The sequence below is a fragment of the Brachybacterium paraconglomeratum genome (assembly GCF_039541415.1).
GTDB lineage: Bacteria > Actinomycetota > Actinomycetes > Actinomycetales > Dermabacteraceae > Brachybacterium > Brachybacterium paraconglomeratum_A.
The window spans coordinates 325,870-340,858 of record NZ_BAABGE010000002.1 but is presented as its reverse complement, the minus strand read 5'-3'; the positions used below and the strand labels follow the sequence as shown (position 1 = coordinate 340,858).

Here is a 14,989-nt window from a genome sequence, read left to right as displayed (position 1 = left end):
CTCCGAATGTCGCCAGCTCGTCAGCTGCCTGGGGACGCCTCCGGCTCGTCGTCGTCGAAGGCGCGGGGAATCATCACGTCGATCACGCTGAGCAGGGTCTGGGCGGAGACGTCGGAGATCTGCAGCTCGTCGTCGGCGGAGGGCTCCTCCCCGAGCGGGCCGTCGTCGAGCACTCGGACCCGGTCGGAGGTGGCCACGATCGTGGCCTGCCGCCCGGCGCCGTCCGTGACCGCGGTGAGGACGGACAGCGACCTGGTGTAGGCCGCGTCGAAGGTGGATCCGGCCTCTGCACGGGTGGTGGTCTCCGGCTCGCCGTCCTGGCCGGCCGCTTCGAACGGGTCCACGAACTTCAGGATCCGGCGTGGGACCGAGCCCAGGTCGGGGACGCTGAAGTGGTGGAATCCGTCAACGGAGATGAACTCCTCGAGGGTCCCGCCGCGCGGGAAGAGGTAGTGGGCGAGGGTCGTCGAGCCGCCGTTGAGCGTGCGAGTCGTGGTGACCATCGCCTCCGGGATGCGCCGAAGCGTGACCACCCCGGCCAGTCGACGATCCAGCTGCACCGGACGGCGCTCGCCGTCGGCCGGTCCGGAGACGATCCTGCCCTCGTCCTCGACGCTCTCGGCGCCGGGACGGACCAGCCCGCGAGCGGTGAGCGAGCGCAGCGCGGCAGCGGCCGAGGACGTCTCATCGACCATGTCCTGGCTCAGATACGGGCTGCCCAGGATCTCGAGGGCGGAGGCGCCGTCGAGTCCCATGATCTCCTCGTCGGTGAGGGTGAGGAAGACGTCCGGCTCGGGCGCGGTCGTGGCCAGCACCTCCATCGCGCCGAGCATGTCGCGCTCGGTGATGGACGGTGCTGAGGGTGAGGTCTGGGCTGATTCGCTCATGCGGGGTCGGCTCCCTGGGGGTGGAGGGGTCGTCGCGGCGGACGGACCGATTCGGTGGTGCTCACGGGGTGTCGGCGGGCGGGTTCAGGCTCTCATGGGGAGGCTCACCACGGCAGGGCGTCGGCCAGGCCGTCGACTGCTCCGGAGATGCCATCGCTGACGGAGTCGACGACGTTCCCCACGCCTTCGGAGACCGCACCGGCGGTGTCGCCGACGAAATCGGTCGTGGCGCCCCAGGCGTCCGCGGCCGTGGAGGAGATCGTGTCCCAGTTGTCGTAGACCAGCTTGCCGACGTCGGCGAGGGCAGCGCCACCGGAGATGATCGCGCCGGCCGCGACCAGCGGCCCGCCGATGACGGCACCGACGCCGGTGGCGGACAGTGCGCCGCCCGCCAGCATCAGCCCGCCACCGACGGCGCTCGCACCTCCGGTGATCGCACTGAAGGTGTCGCCGTTCTTGATCCCGTCGACCATCTGCCATCCACCCGTGATCACGTCCAGCGCCGGGAGCGCTTTGCCGAGGAAGGGGGCGACGTCGTCGAGGAACGGCGCGACCTTCGAGAGCTTGCCGGCGGCGTCGTCCACCCAGCCGAAGAGGTTCTTGTTCCCGAGGCCGGTGGGGACGTTGAAGGGGAGCTGGCCGATGAGCTTCTTCGCCAGGCCGCTGAACTCGGAGCCGACGCTGAAGACGGAGTCGGTGATGTCCTTGCCGTACTTCCAGGTGCCGGCGGCGAGCTGGAAGATGTCCTCGGCGCCGTCGATGAAGTCCGTGGAGCGGTCGATGACCCGCATGATGTCCCAGACCTTCTTGTTGCTGCTGAAGGCCTTCTGGAGCGTGTTGAAGACGCCGAGGCCGTCATTCACGCCGCCGAGGAGGCGGTCGAGCCAGGAGCCCTCCCCCTCGCCGCTGCCCTCGCCGCTTCCCGTGCCCTGGCTGCCGCCGGAGCCGGCGGAGTCGCCGTCAGAGGCCTCGTCCTGCTCTTCGGCGTGGCGTTCGAGCTCGCTGCCATGATGGGTGACCTCCGAGGTGACCTCGTCGAAGAGCGCCGCGGTGCGGGAGCTCCACTGGGCACGGAACGAGTCTGCATCGGGTCCCTGCCAGATGCTCTCGTCCATGACCGCTGGTTCGAGGCGCCCCCGCAGCTCGCCGATCGCGGTCGCCCTGGCGCGCAGCAGTGCGGAGTGATCGCGCAGCTGACTGGTGTCAGCGCCGTAGAAGCCGCTCATGCCTGTCCCCTCGTGTCCTGGCCGGTCCCCGGGGCGGAGGCTGCAAGCCCCGCTCGTCCCACGTCAGGAACACCCTAGGGCGCACGCGGCGGTTGCACGATGGGGAGGACTCCCCATCGCCCTGCCCAGAGAGGCGCTCGTGCATGTCGATCCGGCGGACCGTAGGCTCGCCCTATGGGGAAGAGACTCGATCGATACCGTGAGGCGGCTGAGCTGCAGAGGTCGGTCCGGGAGACGCACGGCCCGGACGCCGATGCCGTCATGGCCCGGGCGTACGCCGAGAGCTCGACGGGTGACCGGGCGGAGCGGACGTACCGGGAGGCGATGGCCCGCAACCACGGGCTGAGGTTCCGCGCGGCGGATGCGAACCTGCCGCAGCAGGTGCTGCACCCGGACGAGACGGTGCACGACGTCGCGGTGGGAGCGTTGCGCTCCGACACCTTCCCGCTGCTGATCGTCACCGACCGCAGGGTGCTGCACGTGATGGACCGATTCCGCGGCTGGACGATCCTCGAGGAAGCCCCCGCGACGGAGATCGTCGGCGCAGAGATCGAGAAGCGACTGCTGTCGGGGAGGTTCCGGGTGCAAGTGCGCCACGGCAAGGACATCACCATGAAGATCAGCGAGTGGACGCGGACCCAGGAGGTCCTCGGACTGCTCCAGCACCTGGTCGCCGGCGGTGCTCCGCCGCGCTGACCGGTGGGTGGGAGAGCCGTGATCGCAGCGGCCGGTCCGCGTAGGCTCCCGGAGCATGTCAGAGCACGTTGCAGAACCTCCGAAGCTCCCCGCCTACACCCACGGCTATGGCGCCGCGGTGCTGAACAGCCACCGCCACCGCACCGCCGAGAACTCCGCAGCACACCTGCTGCCGCAGTTGCGCGAGGGCATGCGCCTGCTGGACGTGGGCAGCGGGGCCGGCACGATCACCGCGGGCCTCGCCCGGATCGTCGGCCCCGAGCAGGTGACTGCCTTGGAGGTCACCGAGGATGCCGCCGCCATCACGCGCACGGAGCTCGCAGCCCAGGGGCTGGGACGCGTCGACGTGGTGGTCGGGGATGCGCACGCGCTGCCCTTCGCCGAGAGCACCTTCGACGTGGTCCACGCCCATCAGGTGCTCCAGCACGTGCCCGGCCCGGTGCAGGCCCTCGCCGAGTTCCGCCGCGTCACGCGTCCGGGCGGGATCGTCGCGGTGCGGGACAGCGACTACGAGGGCTTCCGCTGGTGGCCCGCGCTGCCGGGGCTGGATCGCTGGCTCGAGCTGTACCTGCGCGCCGCCCGCGCCAACGACGGCACCCCGGACGCCGGCCGACGGCTGCTGGCCTGGGCGCACGAGGCAGGCTTCACCGACGTCACGCCGAGCACCTCGACGCTGCTCTACGCCACGGCGCTGGAGCGGGAGAGCTGGGCCGCGAGCTGGTCGGGACGGATCACCTCACCCCCGTTCGCGCAGCAGCTCGAGCGGGAGGGCTGGGCGGATGCGGTAGAACGGGAGCAGATCGCCCAGGAGTTCCGGCGCTGGGCCGCCGATCCTGACGGCTGGTTCAACCTGCTCCACGCGGAGATCATCGCCCGGGTCTGAGTGCTCGCCGCGCGAGGTGAAGAGCGTGAGCCGCGCACGGTTCAGAGCGTGATCAGCACGATCCCTCCCAGCACGATCCCCGCGCCCAGCAGCCGTCGCAGCGGATCCGGCTCCTTGAACAGCCACCACGCCAGCAGGGAGCCCACCACGATGCTCGATTCTCGGGCGGGCGCCACCAGCGACACCGGCGCGGTGCGCATCGCCTCCAGGACCAGCACATAGGCCAGCGGGGACAGCACGGCGACCGTCGCGATCTCGCGCCACCGAGCACGCAGCACCGGGCTCAGCCGTTCGCGGTGCCGCCGCAGGAGCGTCGGCGTCATCAGCACCACCTGCCACAGGCAGCTGATCACGAAGTATGTGGCCGGTGGCAGTCCGAAGGTGGTCACGCTGATGCTGTCCCACAGGGTGTAGGCGGCGATCGCGACGCCGGTCATGGCGCCCCAGGCCATGCCGGTGCGGACCCCCTGGCGGCCCGAGCCGGAGCGGCCGGTGGCCACCACCACGATCCCGGCGATCACCGTCAGCGCCCCGAGCGCGGCTGCCCAGCTCGGACGCTCCCCGAGCACCAGGATCGCGACCGCCATGCTCAGCACCGGACCGACCCCTCGCGCGACCGGGTACACGACGCCGAGATCGGCCCGGGCATATCCGGTCTGGAGGGTGAGCTGGTAGGCGATGTGGAGCACCCCGGAGATGAGCGGCGCCACCAGCAGGGCGGGGGAGAGCCCGAGGTCAGCGCGAATCAGTGCAAAGAACGCCAGCGGTGTCCACAGCACCACGGACGCCAGGTTGTAGCTCCACACGAAGGTGAAGCCGTCGGTGTCCACGCGCTTTGCCGCGAGGTTCCACAGCGCGTGGCAGAACGCTGCCACGAGCACCAGGGCAAGGACGGATGTGCTCATCGGGAGCAGGGGAGCAGAATGTGCATCGTCACAGTCTCCTGGCTGAGAGCCGGGAGGGGTCGACAGTCCCACCCGACACACCTATAGTTGAAAACGAAAACATACTCTCTGAAAGGCACTCCCATGGCTCTCAGCACTGCCATCCTGCGCGCCGTCCCCGGCGCCTTCATCCTCAACTCGGGCATCGGCAAGCTCGGCATGGATCCGCAGACCGCCGCGCACATGCAGGGCATGGCCGCGCAGGGCGTGCCGCCGCTCGGCAAGCTCACCCCCGAGCAGTTCGCGAAGTTCCTCAGCTACGGCGAGATCGCGGTGGGCGCCGCCCTGCTGCTGCCCTTCGTGCCCACCAAGGTGGCAGGCCTGGGCCTCGCCGCATTCTCCGGCTCGATGGTCTCGATGTACCTGCGCACCCCCGGCATGACCGAGGCCGACGGCGTCCGCCCGAGCCAGGACGGCACCGCGGTCGCGAAGGACAGCTGGCTGCTCGCGATCGCCGCCGCGCTGGTCCTCTCCCAGAACGGGAAGTCCGCCAAGGCCTGAACCCCTCGCCCCCGAGGGGGTCGACGACCCCCAGGGCGCACGCTCCACAGCCGGTCGGGCTGAGGGGGCGTGCGCCCTGCCGGTTCTGGATCCAGGGGGACGCCCCTCGTCAGGCGCCTTCGGCGAGCTGGCGGATGACGTCGGCGGCGGAGCCGGTAGTGGCGCTGCGCCATCCGGTGCCGGCCCACAGATGCATCCGGTCGGTGTCACCGCTCCTGCCAGCGGCCTGGCGCAGGGCACGGGTGAGGTGATGAACGGCCGGGTTGGCGGTGATGCCTCGAGGGTGCCGATCGGTGAACCCGTTGCGCAGCGAGCGGGCCGGTCGGCCGGTGAAGGCCCGGGTGAGGACGGTCTCGGTGAACGCGGGGTCTCCGAGTGCGCTCCTGTGGGTGGGAGAGGTGCCGGCCTCGTCGGTGCGCAGCAGCATCGTGCCCACGACGACAGCCTGCGCTCCGGCGTCCAGCAGCTGACGCACCGCGTGCGGGCCGTTCACGCCGCCACCGGCGATCACCGGCAGGTCGACGGCCTCGAGCACGCGCCGGACCAGCGTGTCGGTGGCGATCGGCTCGGGATCCTGAGCGGGATCGAAGATCGCGCTGTGCCCGCCTGCCGCGGCTCCCTGCACCACGAGCCCGTCCACGCCGGCCTCGTGGGCCCGGCGCGCCTCCCCTGCATTCGTCACGGTGGCCAGCACACGGGTTCCCACCTTCTGCAATGCGGCGATGTCCGCGGGGTCGGGCAGGCCGAACATCAGCGAGACCACCGGGACCGGGTCGGTGATCAGCAGCGCGAGCTTGTCCCGCCACCCGTCATCGTCGACCACCGGTGTCGGATCGAGCTCGAGGCCGTGCGCGGCGGCCTCTGCTGTCAGCTCGTCCGCATATGCGGCGAACTCGGCGTCGTCCACCTCGGCATGGGAGGGAACGAACAGGTTGACCCCGAACTCGGTGCCGATGCGGCGGACCTGGTCGATCTCCCCGGCCAGCGCGTCGGGAGTCTTGTAGCCGCCGGGGAGGAAGGGGAACGCGCCGGCAGAGGCGACCGCGCGGGCGAGGGCGATCGTCGAGGGGCCGCCGGCCATCGGTGCCGCGACGATCGGCAGTGGTGAGTCGAGCAGCGGAGCAGTCATGCGCGCGTTCCTGTCCTCGGTGGAGCGGTCGGCACCACGCAGGGTCGCGGAGCTTCCCCTGCGCGGCGATCCCGTCAGCGTATTCCTTGCGGCAACGACTGAACCCTGGTCTGAACTGCCGTCGGGGGATGGCGGGGACCAGCCTCAGAGCACCCGCAGGCCCTCGATCATCGTCTCGAGGTCCGCGACCTGCTGCTCGTGACCGAGGGCCGCACCCCCGTCGAAGGCGGCCGGGCCGTTCGGGGTGTCCACGACGATCACCGTCAGCCGCCAGGCCTCGGTGGTGTGGAACAGCGCGAGCTCCGAGAGCTGCACGTCGGCGCTGACGATCCAGGCCGGGTGGCCGTCGACCGTGGTCTGCTCCTCGCGGTAGTTCTTCAGCTCGGCCGGGTCGTCGTAGATCTCCTTGACCTCTTCCCGGCTGAGTCCGCACTGGAAGAGCGCGCGGGCGGTCTCCTGCGCACCGGGATAACCGCCCTCCTCCGCAGGGAACTCGATAGCGCCGACGGAGGCGACTGCGTACCAGCCGTTCTCGACGGGCTGATAGGCAGAGCTCTGGTCCGTCGTGTAGGCGCTCGAGCCGCTCCAGTCCGCGCCGACCTCCCAGCCCTCGAGGTGCGGGAACTCGAGGCCGCCCCCTCGCACCACGCCCTCGACCTGCTCGGTCTCCACGGTGTTGTCGTGGATGGTGCAGTCGACCGTGGGCTGCTCGACGAAGATGATCTCGCCGCCGTCCTCCTCCGTCTGCTCCTGGGTCGGCACGTACTCGGGGGAGCGGGACCCCTCGGTCTCCTCGGGCTCGGTGGCGGTGGTGCTCCCGCCAGCGGTGGGCTCCTCCGGGGTGGTCGAGAAGACGGTCTGGGAGAGCACCAGGGCGACGATGGCGATCACCACCACGAGGAAACCGGCGCCGCCCAGCAGCAGCGCGAGCAGCGGGCCCTTCCCGCCGCCTCTGCCGCTGCCTCCGTCAGGCCCGTCGGGCCCGTTTCGCCCGCCTGGCCCGCCAAATCCGCCGGGTCCACCAGCCCCGCCAGCCCCGCCAGCCCCGCTTGACCCGCCAAGCCCGCCGGGCCCGGCCGGTCCGCCCGTGCCGCCCGAGAAGTCGGGCAGCTGAGGTGCGCCGCCTGCGCCACCACCCCGGAAGTCCGGCAGCTGCGGACCGGGTCCACCGGTGCGGTCGTTCATGGTTCCCCCTCGGAGCCCTGCCGTCATCGGCGCACGCTCCCCCCGCGGCGCCGGGGTCCACCCTAGTGGTCCCGCAGTGGCGCTCCGGGGCTGGGAGATCTGCGGGATGCCCGAGCGATCAGCGTCCCGCCAGACCTCCACTGAACGTCGTTCTGAGAGCGGGGGTGCCGACGATCACACAAGATCTGCGGAATATCGCAAGACTCGAGTGGCGTAAACGGACCAGGTGAGGCTAGCCTCAGTAGAGTCCCTCCGCGGGGTGCCCGCAACGGGTCCCCGCAGCTGCCGAGAGAGAGCCTTCCCATGACCTCCTTCACCCGCCGCCACTTCGGCGCCCTGTCCACGGCCGGTGCCCTCGGCCTGGTCCTCTCCGCCTGCGGCTCCGCCGCGGGTGAGACGGACGCAGGCGCTGGCAGCGACGAGAGCGGCGCCGAGGCCAGCACCGTCGAGATCGAGGACAACAACGGCCCGCAGAGCGTGCAGACCCCGCCGAAGTCCGTGGTCGCCACGGACAACCGCACCTTCGAGACTCTCGCGGACTGGGGAGTCACCCTCACCGCCGCCGCGCGCACCCTGATGCCCTCGACGAATCCGTACAAGGATGACGAGTCGATCATCGACCTCGGCAATCACCGCGAGCCCGATCTCGAGGCCGTCGTCGCCGCCGAGCCGACCCTGATCATCAACGGTCAGCGCTTCGCTGACTTCCACGACGACTTCGTGAAGTTCGCGCCCGACGCCACCATCCTCGAGCTCGACCCGCGCGATGACCAGCCCTTCGGGGACGAGCTCAAGCGCCAGGTCGCCGTGCTCGGAGAGGTCTTCGGCAAGCAGTCCGAGGCCGAGCAGCTCGCCACCGACCTCGATGCCGCCATGGAGCGCGTGACCGCCGCCTACAACGGCTCGGACACCGTCATGGCCGTGAACACCTCCGGCGGCGAGATCGGCTACATCGCTCCCGGCAAGGGCCGCACCCTGGGCTGGGCCTTCGAGGCGCTCGAGCTGGTGCCCGCGCTCGAGGTCGAGGGCGCGAGCGATGACCACCAGGGCGATGACATCTCCGTCGAGGCGATCGCCTCCTCGAACCCGGACTGGATCCTGGTGATGGACCGCGATGCGGCCGTCTCCGCCGACGACCCGGAGTACAAGCCCGCCAATGAGCTGCTGACCTCCTCCGAGGCGCTCACCGGAGTGACGGCAGTGGCTGAGGGGAACATCGTCTACATGCCCGCGGACACCTACACCAACGAGTCGATCCAGACCTACACGGAGTTCTTCACCGCGCTGGCCGACGCGCTCGAGGCCAAGGCCTGAGCCACGTCTCCCAGCGCTGACCACCGTGCGGCGGGCAGGACCGACGAGGTCCCGCCCGCCGTTCGGTGCGTGCTCCCGCCTCCCTGCCCCTCCCTGGAGAACTGATGACCACTCCCTCGCTCACCACCGCGTCGCCCCCGCAGCGGCGCCGCGGTCGTGAACGGCTGATCGACGGCAAGCTCCTGATCGGCATCGCGGCGGTCGCGCTGCTGCTCGTCGTCTCGCTCTTCACCGGCGTCTACGACATCTTCGGGGCCGACGACGGTGCGGAGATGTTCGCCATCACCCGCATCCCCCGCACCATCGCCCTGGTGCTCGCCGGTGCGGCCATGGCGATGTCGGGCCTGATCATGCAGCTGATGACGCAGAACCGCTTCGTGGAGCCCTCGACCACCGGCACCACCGAGTGGGCAGGGCTGGGCCTGATCCTGGTGATGATCTTCGTGCCGGGGGCGGGACTGCTGACCAAGATGACGGTCGCGATCATCTTCTCCTTCGTGGGGACGATGGTGTTCTTCCTGTTCCTGCGGAAGGTCACCCTGCGCAGCTCGCTGATCGTGCCGATCATCGGCCTCATGCTCGGTGCCGTCGTCGGCTCCGTCTCCACCTTCGTGGCGCTCCAGTTCGATGCGCTGCAGAACCTCGGGGTCTGGTTCGCCGGTTCCTTCACCTCGGTGCTGCGCGGCAGCTACGAGGTGCTGTGGATCGTGCTGCTGGTCGGCATCGCCGTCTTCATCGTGGCCGACCGCCTCACCGTCGTCGGCCTCGGCGAGGACATCGCCACCAACGTCGGCGTGAACTACCAGCGGGTGCTGCTGCTGGGCACTGCCCTGGTCGCGATCGCCACCGGAGTGGTCACCGTGGTGGTGGGCAACCTGCCGTTCCTGGGACTGATCGTGCCCAATGTGGTCTCGATGGTCCGCGGTGATGACCTGCGCTCGAACCTGCCCTGGGTGTGCCTGCTCGGCATCGCGATCGTCACCGTCTGCGACCTCATCGGCCGCACCATCATCATGCCCTTCGAGGTCCCCGTCTCCCTGATCCTGGGGATCGTGGGAGCGGTCGTCTTCATCGCCCTGCTGCTGAGGCGGCGTCGACATGGCTGAGCGCACCCCCACCACTCCGCCGCTCGCGCAGTCTCACGGCGATCGCCGACTGGGCATGGTCGACACCGAGGCGCCGAGCGCGACGATCAGCACCTCTCCGGCAGATCTGGTCGGCGATCTCGAGGTGATCGGCGCTCCGCGCAGCACCCGCAGCAGCTCCGGCGCCTTCCGTGACGCGAAGTCCCGGCGCCGCTATTGGATCGTGCTCGGCGTGCTGGTGCTGCTGGCCGTCGGCTTCGCCGTGGGGCTGCTGGCCGCCGACAACCCGATGCCGGTCGGTTCGCGCGGCTTCTGGCTGATCGCCGAGATGCGCGTGACCTCCCTGATCGTGATGGCGGTGGTCGCGTTCTGCCAGTCGATCGCCACGATCACCTTCCAGACGGTCACCAGCAACCGCATCATCACCCCCTCGATCATGGGGTTCGAGTCCCTCTACACCGTGATCCAGACCGCCTCCGTGTACGTCTTCGGGGTGGCCGGGGTGGTCGCGCTGCAGGGCACCGGCCAGTTCCTGGTGCAGGTCGCGCTGATGGTGGGTCTGTCGGTGCTGCTGTACGGCTGGCTGCTGCGCGGCAAGTACGCGAACATCCAGGTGATGCTGCTGGTGGGCATCATCATCGGCGGTGGCATGGGGGCGGTCTCGACCTTCATGCAGCGCCTGCTCACCCCGAGCGAGTTCGATGTGCTCACCGCCCGGCTCTTCGGCTCGGTGACCAACGCCAGCGTCGAGTACCTGCCGTTCGCGATCCCGCTGATCGTGGTGGCAGGCCTGCTGATCTGGCTGAACGCCCGCAAGCTCAACGTCATCTCGCTGGGCCGGGACGTCTGCATCAATGTCGGGGTCGATCATGGCCGCCAGACCATCTACATGCTGGTGCTGGTTTCGGTGCTGATGGCGGTCTCCACCGCCCTGGTGGGCCCGATGACCTTCTTCGGCTTCCTCGTGGCGACCCTCGCGTACCAGCTCGCGGGCACTCATGACCATCGCCTGCTGTTCCCGATCGGGGCGCTGACCGCCTTCGTGGTCCTCGCCGGCGCGTACTTCGTCATGAACCACGTGTTCTACGCGCAGGGCGTCGTCTCGATCATCATCGAACTCGTCGGAGGAACCGTGTTCCTCATCGTCATCATGCGGAAGGGGCGCCTGTGATCACCATCGATGCAGTGCGGAAGCAGTACACCTCCACCTCGGGGAACGTCGTGATCGGGCCGGTCACCACGCAGATCCCCTCGGGCGGGGTCACCGCACTGGTGGGTCCCAACGGGGCCGGGAAGTCGACGCTGCTGACCATGGTGGGGCGCCTGCTGGGCATCGACGAGGGCGCGATCGAGGTCGCGGGATATGACATCGCCTCGACTGCGTCGAAGGACCTCGCCAAGATCCTCTCGGTGCTGCGCCAGGAGAACCATTTCATCACCCGGCTCACCGTGCGCCAGCTGGTGGGCTTCGGTCGCTTCCCCTACTCCAAGGGGCGCCTGACCCGGCTCGACGAGCACAAGATCTCCGAGGCGATCGACTTCCTGAACCTCGACGAGCTCGAGGACCGCTATCTCGACGAGCTCTCCGGCGGGCAGCGCCAGCGCGCCTATGTCGCGATGGTCCTCGCCCAGGACACCGAGTACGTGCTGCTGGACGAGCCGCTGAACAACCTCGACATGCGCCACAGCGTGCAGATGATGGCGCGGCTGCGCGACGCTGCCCGCGAGCTCGGCCGCACCATCGTGGTGGTCCTGCACGACATCAACTTCGCCGCGCACTATGCGGACCACATCATCGCCATGAAGAACGGCGGAGTGGTCGAGGCCGGCCCCGTCGGCGAGATCATGAACGGCGAGGTGCTGACGCGCGTGTTCGACACCCCGGTGCAGGTCATCGACGGGCCGACGGGCCCCCTCGCCGTCTACTACTGACCCCACCGCCCGGCCCGGTCTCCGTCGCGGGCCGGCCGCGCCCGCCTTCGCCGCGCCCCGCCAACCCTCTGCCGCGGGCCGGCCGGCTAACCAGCTCCCCGCCCCCGCCGGTGCCGCCCACCCTCACCGCGCCCCGCCCGCCGGGCCCGGCACCGGGATCGGGCGATTCTGAGCCAGATTCGTGCTGTTTGTGGCTCAGAATCGTCCGATCCGCGGCATCACCATCGAGGCAGCGTCGACGTCAGCCTCGGGGCAGCAGCGTCCACGGCGGCGTCAACTTCGGGGTGGTGTCAGCGTCGGCGTCCGCGGCTCACCTGTCGGCCGGGTCCGCTCCGCCGCGGCCGTCTTCGCGGTCGAGCCCGTCGATCGCGGCGACCTCGTCGGCGGTGAGCTCGAGCTCCGCGGCAGCGAGGTTCTCCACGATGCGGGAGGGCGTGACCGACTTCGGGATCGTGATGAAGCCGCTCGCGAGATGCCAGGCCAGGATCACCTGGGCCGGGGTCGCCCCGTGCGCCTCGGCGATGCCGGTGACCACGGTGTTCTCGAGCAGGTCGGACTTCCCCTGACCCAGCGGGCCCCACCCCTCGGTGAGGATGGCGTGCTCGGCATGGACCGCGCGCAGCTCACGCTGCTGGAAGTAGGGATGCAGCTCGATCTGATGGATCACGGGGACCACGGAGGTCGCCTCGATGATCTCGGTCAGCTGCGGGACCGGGAAGTTCGAGATGCCGATGGAGCGCACCAGGCCGCGCTTCTGCAGCTCGACCAGGGCCTTCCAGGCCTCGACGTACTGACCCTGCGAGGGGGCCGCCCAGTGGATCAGGTACAGGTCGAGGTAGTCCAGGCCGAGCTGCTCGAGCGAGGCTTCGCAGGCGGCGATCGCGTCGTCGAAGGCGTGGGAGCCGTTGGCGAGCTTCGTGGTGACGAAGAGGTCCTCGCGGGCGATCCCGGACTCGGCGATCGCGCGGCCTACGCCTTCCTCGTTGTCGTACGCCTTGGCGGTGTCGATATGGCGGTATCCGGCCTCGAGCGCCGTGGTGGTCATCTCGGCTGCGGCAGCGGGATCGACCTTGAACACGCCGTAGCCGAGCTGGGGGATCGAGTGACCGTCGTGGAACGGCACGAGGGGGACGACGGGTGATGCTGCAGACATGAAGGACCTTCCTGAGGACCTGGGGAATGGGCTCTCCCACCTTAGGCCGGAAGCGCGGCAGGCCGCGACGGGCGGCGCCGCGATGGTCGCTGCCGCAGATACCAGAGCCGCGGCGATCAGCCGCGAGGATCAACCGTTCGGTGGATCGACGGAGCTGACGCCCTGTCATAACCTTGGGGCATGACGAACTCACGCCCCACCCGTCCCGGGGCGACCGCATCGGCCGCCTCCGCGCCTCACACCCCCGTCGGCCCCGCAGCGCCTGCTGGCACCCGCCCCGCAGCGCCTGCTGGCACCGGCCCCGCAGCGCCTGCCGGCACCCGCGGCGCAGCGCCCGCCGACCCCTCGACCGACCCTCGCCGGTGGAAGGCGCTCGGCGTGCTCGCCGCCGGCCTCGCCCTGATCGTCATCGACGGGTCGATCGTCGCGGTCTCGCTGCCCACGATCATCGGCGACCTCGACCTGGACCTCACGGACGCCCAGTGGGTCTCCACCAGCTACGCCGTGGTGCTCTCCGCCCTGCTGCTGATCACCGGGCGGCTGGGCGACCGGATCGGCCGACGCACGCTGTTCCTGGCCGGCGTGGCCCTGTTCGTCATCGCCTCCGTGCTCGCGGCGATGGCCGGGGGAGCGGCCGCGCTGATCGCCGCCCGGCTGCTGCAGGGAGTCGGCGGAGCACTGATCCTGCCCTCGACGCTCTCGACCGTGAATGCCACCTTCCGCGGCTCCGAGCGCGCTGCGGCCTTCGGGGTGTGGGGCGCCGTGATGGCGGGCGCGGCAGCCCTCGGCCCGCTGCTCGGCGGCTGGCTGACCAGCTCGTTCTCCTGGCCGTGGATTTTCCTGGTCAATGTGCCGATCGGTCTGCTGGTCATCGCCGGCACCCTCGCCTGGGTGGGGGAGACCCGGGAGGCGCCGCGTCCCCGAGGGGAGCGGCGGGACCTCGACGTGATGGGTGCGCTGCTCAGCGCCCTCGCGCTCGGATCGCTCGTGTTCGCGATCGTGGAGTCGACGACGCTGGGCTGGTGGGCGGAGAAGGCGCCGCTGGAGATCGGCGGCCTCACGATCCACGGGCCCGTCGGCCTCTCACTGACCCCGGTGCTCCTGCTCGTGGGCCTGCTCGCCCTGGCCGCCTTCCTGCTCCGGGAGCGCCACCGCGGCGCCGCCGGGCGCGAGGTGCTGCTGGATCTGTCGCTGTTCCGTCTGCCGGCCTTCGCCTGGGGCAACCTCACCGCCGGGACCGTCGCGATCGGTGAGTTCGGTCTGCTGTTCGTGCTCCCGCTGTACCTGGTGAACGTGCTGGCCCTGGGCACGCTCCAGGCTGGTCTGGTGCTCGCGGCGATGGCGGGCGGGGCCTTCCTCTCCGGGATGGCGGCCCGGCATCTCGCCGCGGCGATCGGGGCGCCCGGCACCGTGCTGGTGGGACTCGGGCTCGAGGTCCTCGGCGTCGGCGTGCTCGCCCTGCTTCTCGGCCCGGCCACCCCGATCGCGCTGCTCGTCGCGACCCTGGTCGTCTACGGGCTGGGCCTGGGTCTCGCCTCCGCACAGCTCACCTCCACCGTGCTTGCCCCGGTGCCCCCGGAGCAGTCCGGGCAGGGCTCGGCCACGCAGTCCACCGTCCGTCAGCTCGGCACAGCACTCGGCACCGCGATCTCCGGAGCGCTGCTCGCGGCAGGTCTCAGCGCCCGCACCGATGCGCTCACCGGCGACGCCGCCCGCTACGGCCAGGCCCTGACCGACTCGGCGGGATCGATCCTCACCCAGCTGCGAACCCAGGGCACCGCGAGCAGCACCCTCGACCAGCTCGGTGTTGCTTTCGCCGACGGGTCCAGGATCGCGATGGCCGGCTCCGCGGGCTTCCTGCTGCTGGGCCTCGTCGGCGCCCTGGCTGTGGCCCGGTCCGCACGCCAAGAGTGAGAGACCCGGACCGCACGCCAGGAGTGAGAGACCCGGACCGCACGCCAAGAGTGAGAGACCCGGTCCGGACGCCAGGAGTGAGAGGAGGGCGCCTGCCGCGCCTACGATGACCCCATGAGCACAAGGAGTCCGGGGCCGAC

Annotated in this window: 14 protein-coding genes; 8 read left to right on the top strand and 6 right to left on the bottom strand. The window is 70.2% G+C overall.

The genetic code is table 11. The features are described 5' to 3' along the window. Positions 1–20: 20 nt before the first annotated feature. Together ABD893_RS01465 and ABD893_RS01460 are read right to left on the bottom strand one after the other, a co-directional pair. Positions 21–887, bottom strand: coding sequence for a hypothetical protein (locus ABD893_RS01465; protein WP_345075737.1), 867 nt, complete (start codon positions 885–887; stop codon positions 21–23). A 104-nt stretch (positions 888–991) separates the two neighbouring features. Continuing rightward, positions 992–2,113 carry a hypothetical protein gene (locus ABD893_RS01460; protein ID WP_345075736.1) on the bottom strand — a complete coding sequence of 374 codons (1,122 nt, stop codon included), beginning with the start codon at positions 2,111–2,113 and terminating at the stop codon, positions 992–994. 174 nt (positions 2,114–2,287) lie between these two features. Between ABD893_RS01460 and ABD893_RS01455 the strand changes: the two genes are divergently transcribed. Both ABD893_RS01455 and ABD893_RS01450 read left to right on the top strand, forming a co-directional pair. Then, the gene (locus tag ABD893_RS01455) at positions 2,288–2,809 is read left to right on the top strand and encodes a PH domain-containing protein (RefSeq protein ID WP_345075735.1); all 522 of its coding nucleotides are present in this window, start codon (positions 2,288–2,290) and stop codon (positions 2,807–2,809) included. A gap of 55 nt (positions 2,810–2,864) precedes the next feature. Then, complete coding sequence (locus ABD893_RS01450) at positions 2,865–3,692, top strand: methyltransferase domain-containing protein (protein ID WP_345075734.1); 828 nt, start codon at positions 2,865–2,867, stop codon at positions 3,690–3,692. Positions 3,693–3,733: 41 nt separating this feature from the next. On the opposite strand, the gene ABD893_RS01445 is transcribed toward ABD893_RS01450, so the two are convergent. Beyond that, positions 3,734–4,597 (bottom strand): DMT family transporter, encoded by an 864-nt coding sequence (locus ABD893_RS01445; protein WP_345075733.1) that lies wholly within the window; start codon positions 4,595–4,597, stop codon positions 3,734–3,736. 123 nt (positions 4,598–4,720) lie between these two features. Between ABD893_RS01445 and ABD893_RS01440 the strand changes: the two genes are divergently transcribed. Further along, entirely contained in the window at positions 4,721–5,137 is a 417-nt protein-coding gene (locus ABD893_RS01440; protein WP_345075732.1) for a DoxX family membrane protein, read from the top strand. A gap of 109 nt (positions 5,138–5,246) precedes the next feature. Here the strand turns inward: ABD893_RS01440 and ABD893_RS01435 are convergent, their stop codons facing one another. Both ABD893_RS01435 and ABD893_RS01430 read right to left on the bottom strand, forming a co-directional pair. Continuing rightward, positions 5,247–6,266, bottom strand: coding sequence for a nitronate monooxygenase (locus ABD893_RS01435; protein ID WP_345075731.1), 1,020 nt, complete (start codon positions 6,264–6,266; stop codon positions 5,247–5,249). A gap of 144 nt (positions 6,267–6,410) precedes the next feature. Then, positions 6,411–7,451, bottom strand: a complete 1,041-nt coding sequence (locus ABD893_RS01430) for a hypothetical protein (RefSeq protein WP_345075730.1) — start codon at positions 7,449–7,451, stop codon at positions 6,411–6,413. 303 nt (positions 7,452–7,754) lie between these two features. Between ABD893_RS01430 and ABD893_RS01425 the strand changes: the two genes are divergently transcribed. From ABD893_RS01425 to ABD893_RS01410, 4 genes are all read left to right on the top strand, one after another. After that, positions 7,755–8,765 carry a siderophore ABC transporter substrate-binding protein gene (locus tag ABD893_RS01425; RefSeq protein WP_345075729.1) on the top strand — a complete coding sequence of 337 codons (1,011 nt, stop codon included), beginning with the start codon at positions 7,755–7,757 and terminating at the stop codon, positions 8,763–8,765. Positions 8,766–8,869: 104 nt separating this feature from the next. After that, positions 8,870–9,871: an ABC transporter permease gene (locus ABD893_RS01420; protein ID WP_345075728.1), complete on the top strand. Its 1,002-nt coding sequence runs from the start codon at positions 8,870–8,872 to the stop codon at positions 9,869–9,871. Further along, positions 9,864–11,021: an iron chelate uptake ABC transporter family permease subunit gene (locus tag ABD893_RS01415; protein WP_345075727.1), complete on the top strand. Its 1,158-nt coding sequence runs from the start codon at positions 9,864–9,866 to the stop codon at positions 11,019–11,021. Before ABD893_RS01420 ends, ABD893_RS01415 begins: the two co-directional genes overlap by 8 nt. Beyond that, the gene (locus ABD893_RS01410; RefSeq protein WP_345075726.1) at positions 11,018–11,782 is read left to right on the top strand and encodes an iron ABC transporter ATP-binding protein; all 765 of its coding nucleotides are present in this window, start codon (positions 11,018–11,020) and stop codon (positions 11,780–11,782) included. The genes ABD893_RS01415 and ABD893_RS01410 overlap by 4 nt, the downstream gene beginning before the upstream one ends. A 310-nt stretch (positions 11,783–12,092) precedes the next feature. Here the strand turns inward: ABD893_RS01410 and ABD893_RS01405 are convergent, their stop codons facing one another. Continuing rightward, positions 12,093–12,935, bottom strand: coding sequence for an aldo/keto reductase (locus ABD893_RS01405; protein WP_345075725.1), 843 nt, complete (start codon positions 12,933–12,935; stop codon positions 12,093–12,095). Between the two features lie 180 nt (positions 12,936–13,115). Here ABD893_RS01405 and ABD893_RS01400 point away from each other — a divergent pair, with 180 nt between their 5' ends. Further along, entirely contained in the window at positions 13,116–14,849 is a 1,734-nt protein-coding gene (locus tag ABD893_RS01400) for an MFS transporter (RefSeq protein ID WP_345075724.1), read from the top strand. Positions 14,850–14,989: the final 140 nt, after the last annotated feature.

Excerpts from the sequence above, each read along its gene's own strand:
- ABD893_RS01465 (WP_345075737.1), bottom strand. The coding sequence starts at position 887 with ATGAGCGAATCAGCCCAGACCTCACCCTCAGCACCGTCCATCACCGAG.
- ABD893_RS01460 (WP_345075736.1), bottom strand. The coding sequence starts at position 2,113 with ATGAGCGGCTTCTACGGCGCTGACACCAGTCAGCTGCGCGATCACTCC.
- ABD893_RS01455 (WP_345075735.1), top strand. The coding sequence starts at position 2,288 with ATGGGGAAGAGACTCGATCGATACCGTGAGGCGGCTGAGCTGCAGAGG.
- ABD893_RS01450 (WP_345075734.1), top strand. The coding sequence starts at position 2,865 with ATGTCAGAGCACGTTGCAGAACCTCCGAAGCTCCCCGCCTACACCCAC.
- ABD893_RS01445 (WP_345075733.1), bottom strand. The coding sequence starts at position 4,597 with ATGAGCACATCCGTCCTTGCCCTGGTGCTCGTGGCAGCGTTCTGCCAC.
- ABD893_RS01440 (WP_345075732.1), top strand. The coding sequence starts at position 4,721 with ATGGCTCTCAGCACTGCCATCCTGCGCGCCGTCCCCGGCGCCTTCATC.
- ABD893_RS01435 (WP_345075731.1), bottom strand. The coding sequence starts at position 6,266 with ATGACTGCTCCGCTGCTCGACTCACCACTGCCGATCGTCGCGGCACCG.
- ABD893_RS01430 (WP_345075730.1), bottom strand. The coding sequence starts at position 7,451 with ATGAACGACCGCACCGGTGGACCCGGTCCGCAGCTGCCGGACTTCCGG.
- ABD893_RS01425 (WP_345075729.1), top strand. The coding sequence starts at position 7,755 with ATGACCTCCTTCACCCGCCGCCACTTCGGCGCCCTGTCCACGGCCGGT.
- ABD893_RS01420 (WP_345075728.1), top strand. The coding sequence starts at position 8,870 with ATGACCACTCCCTCGCTCACCACCGCGTCGCCCCCGCAGCGGCGCCGC.
- ABD893_RS01415 (WP_345075727.1), top strand. The coding sequence starts at position 9,864 with ATGGCTGAGCGCACCCCCACCACTCCGCCGCTCGCGCAGTCTCACGGC.
- ABD893_RS01405 (WP_345075725.1), bottom strand. The coding sequence starts at position 12,935 with ATGTCTGCAGCATCACCCGTCGTCCCCCTCGTGCCGTTCCACGACGGT.
- ABD893_RS01400 (WP_345075724.1), top strand. The coding sequence starts at position 13,116 with ATGACGAACTCACGCCCCACCCGTCCCGGGGCGACCGCATCGGCCGCC.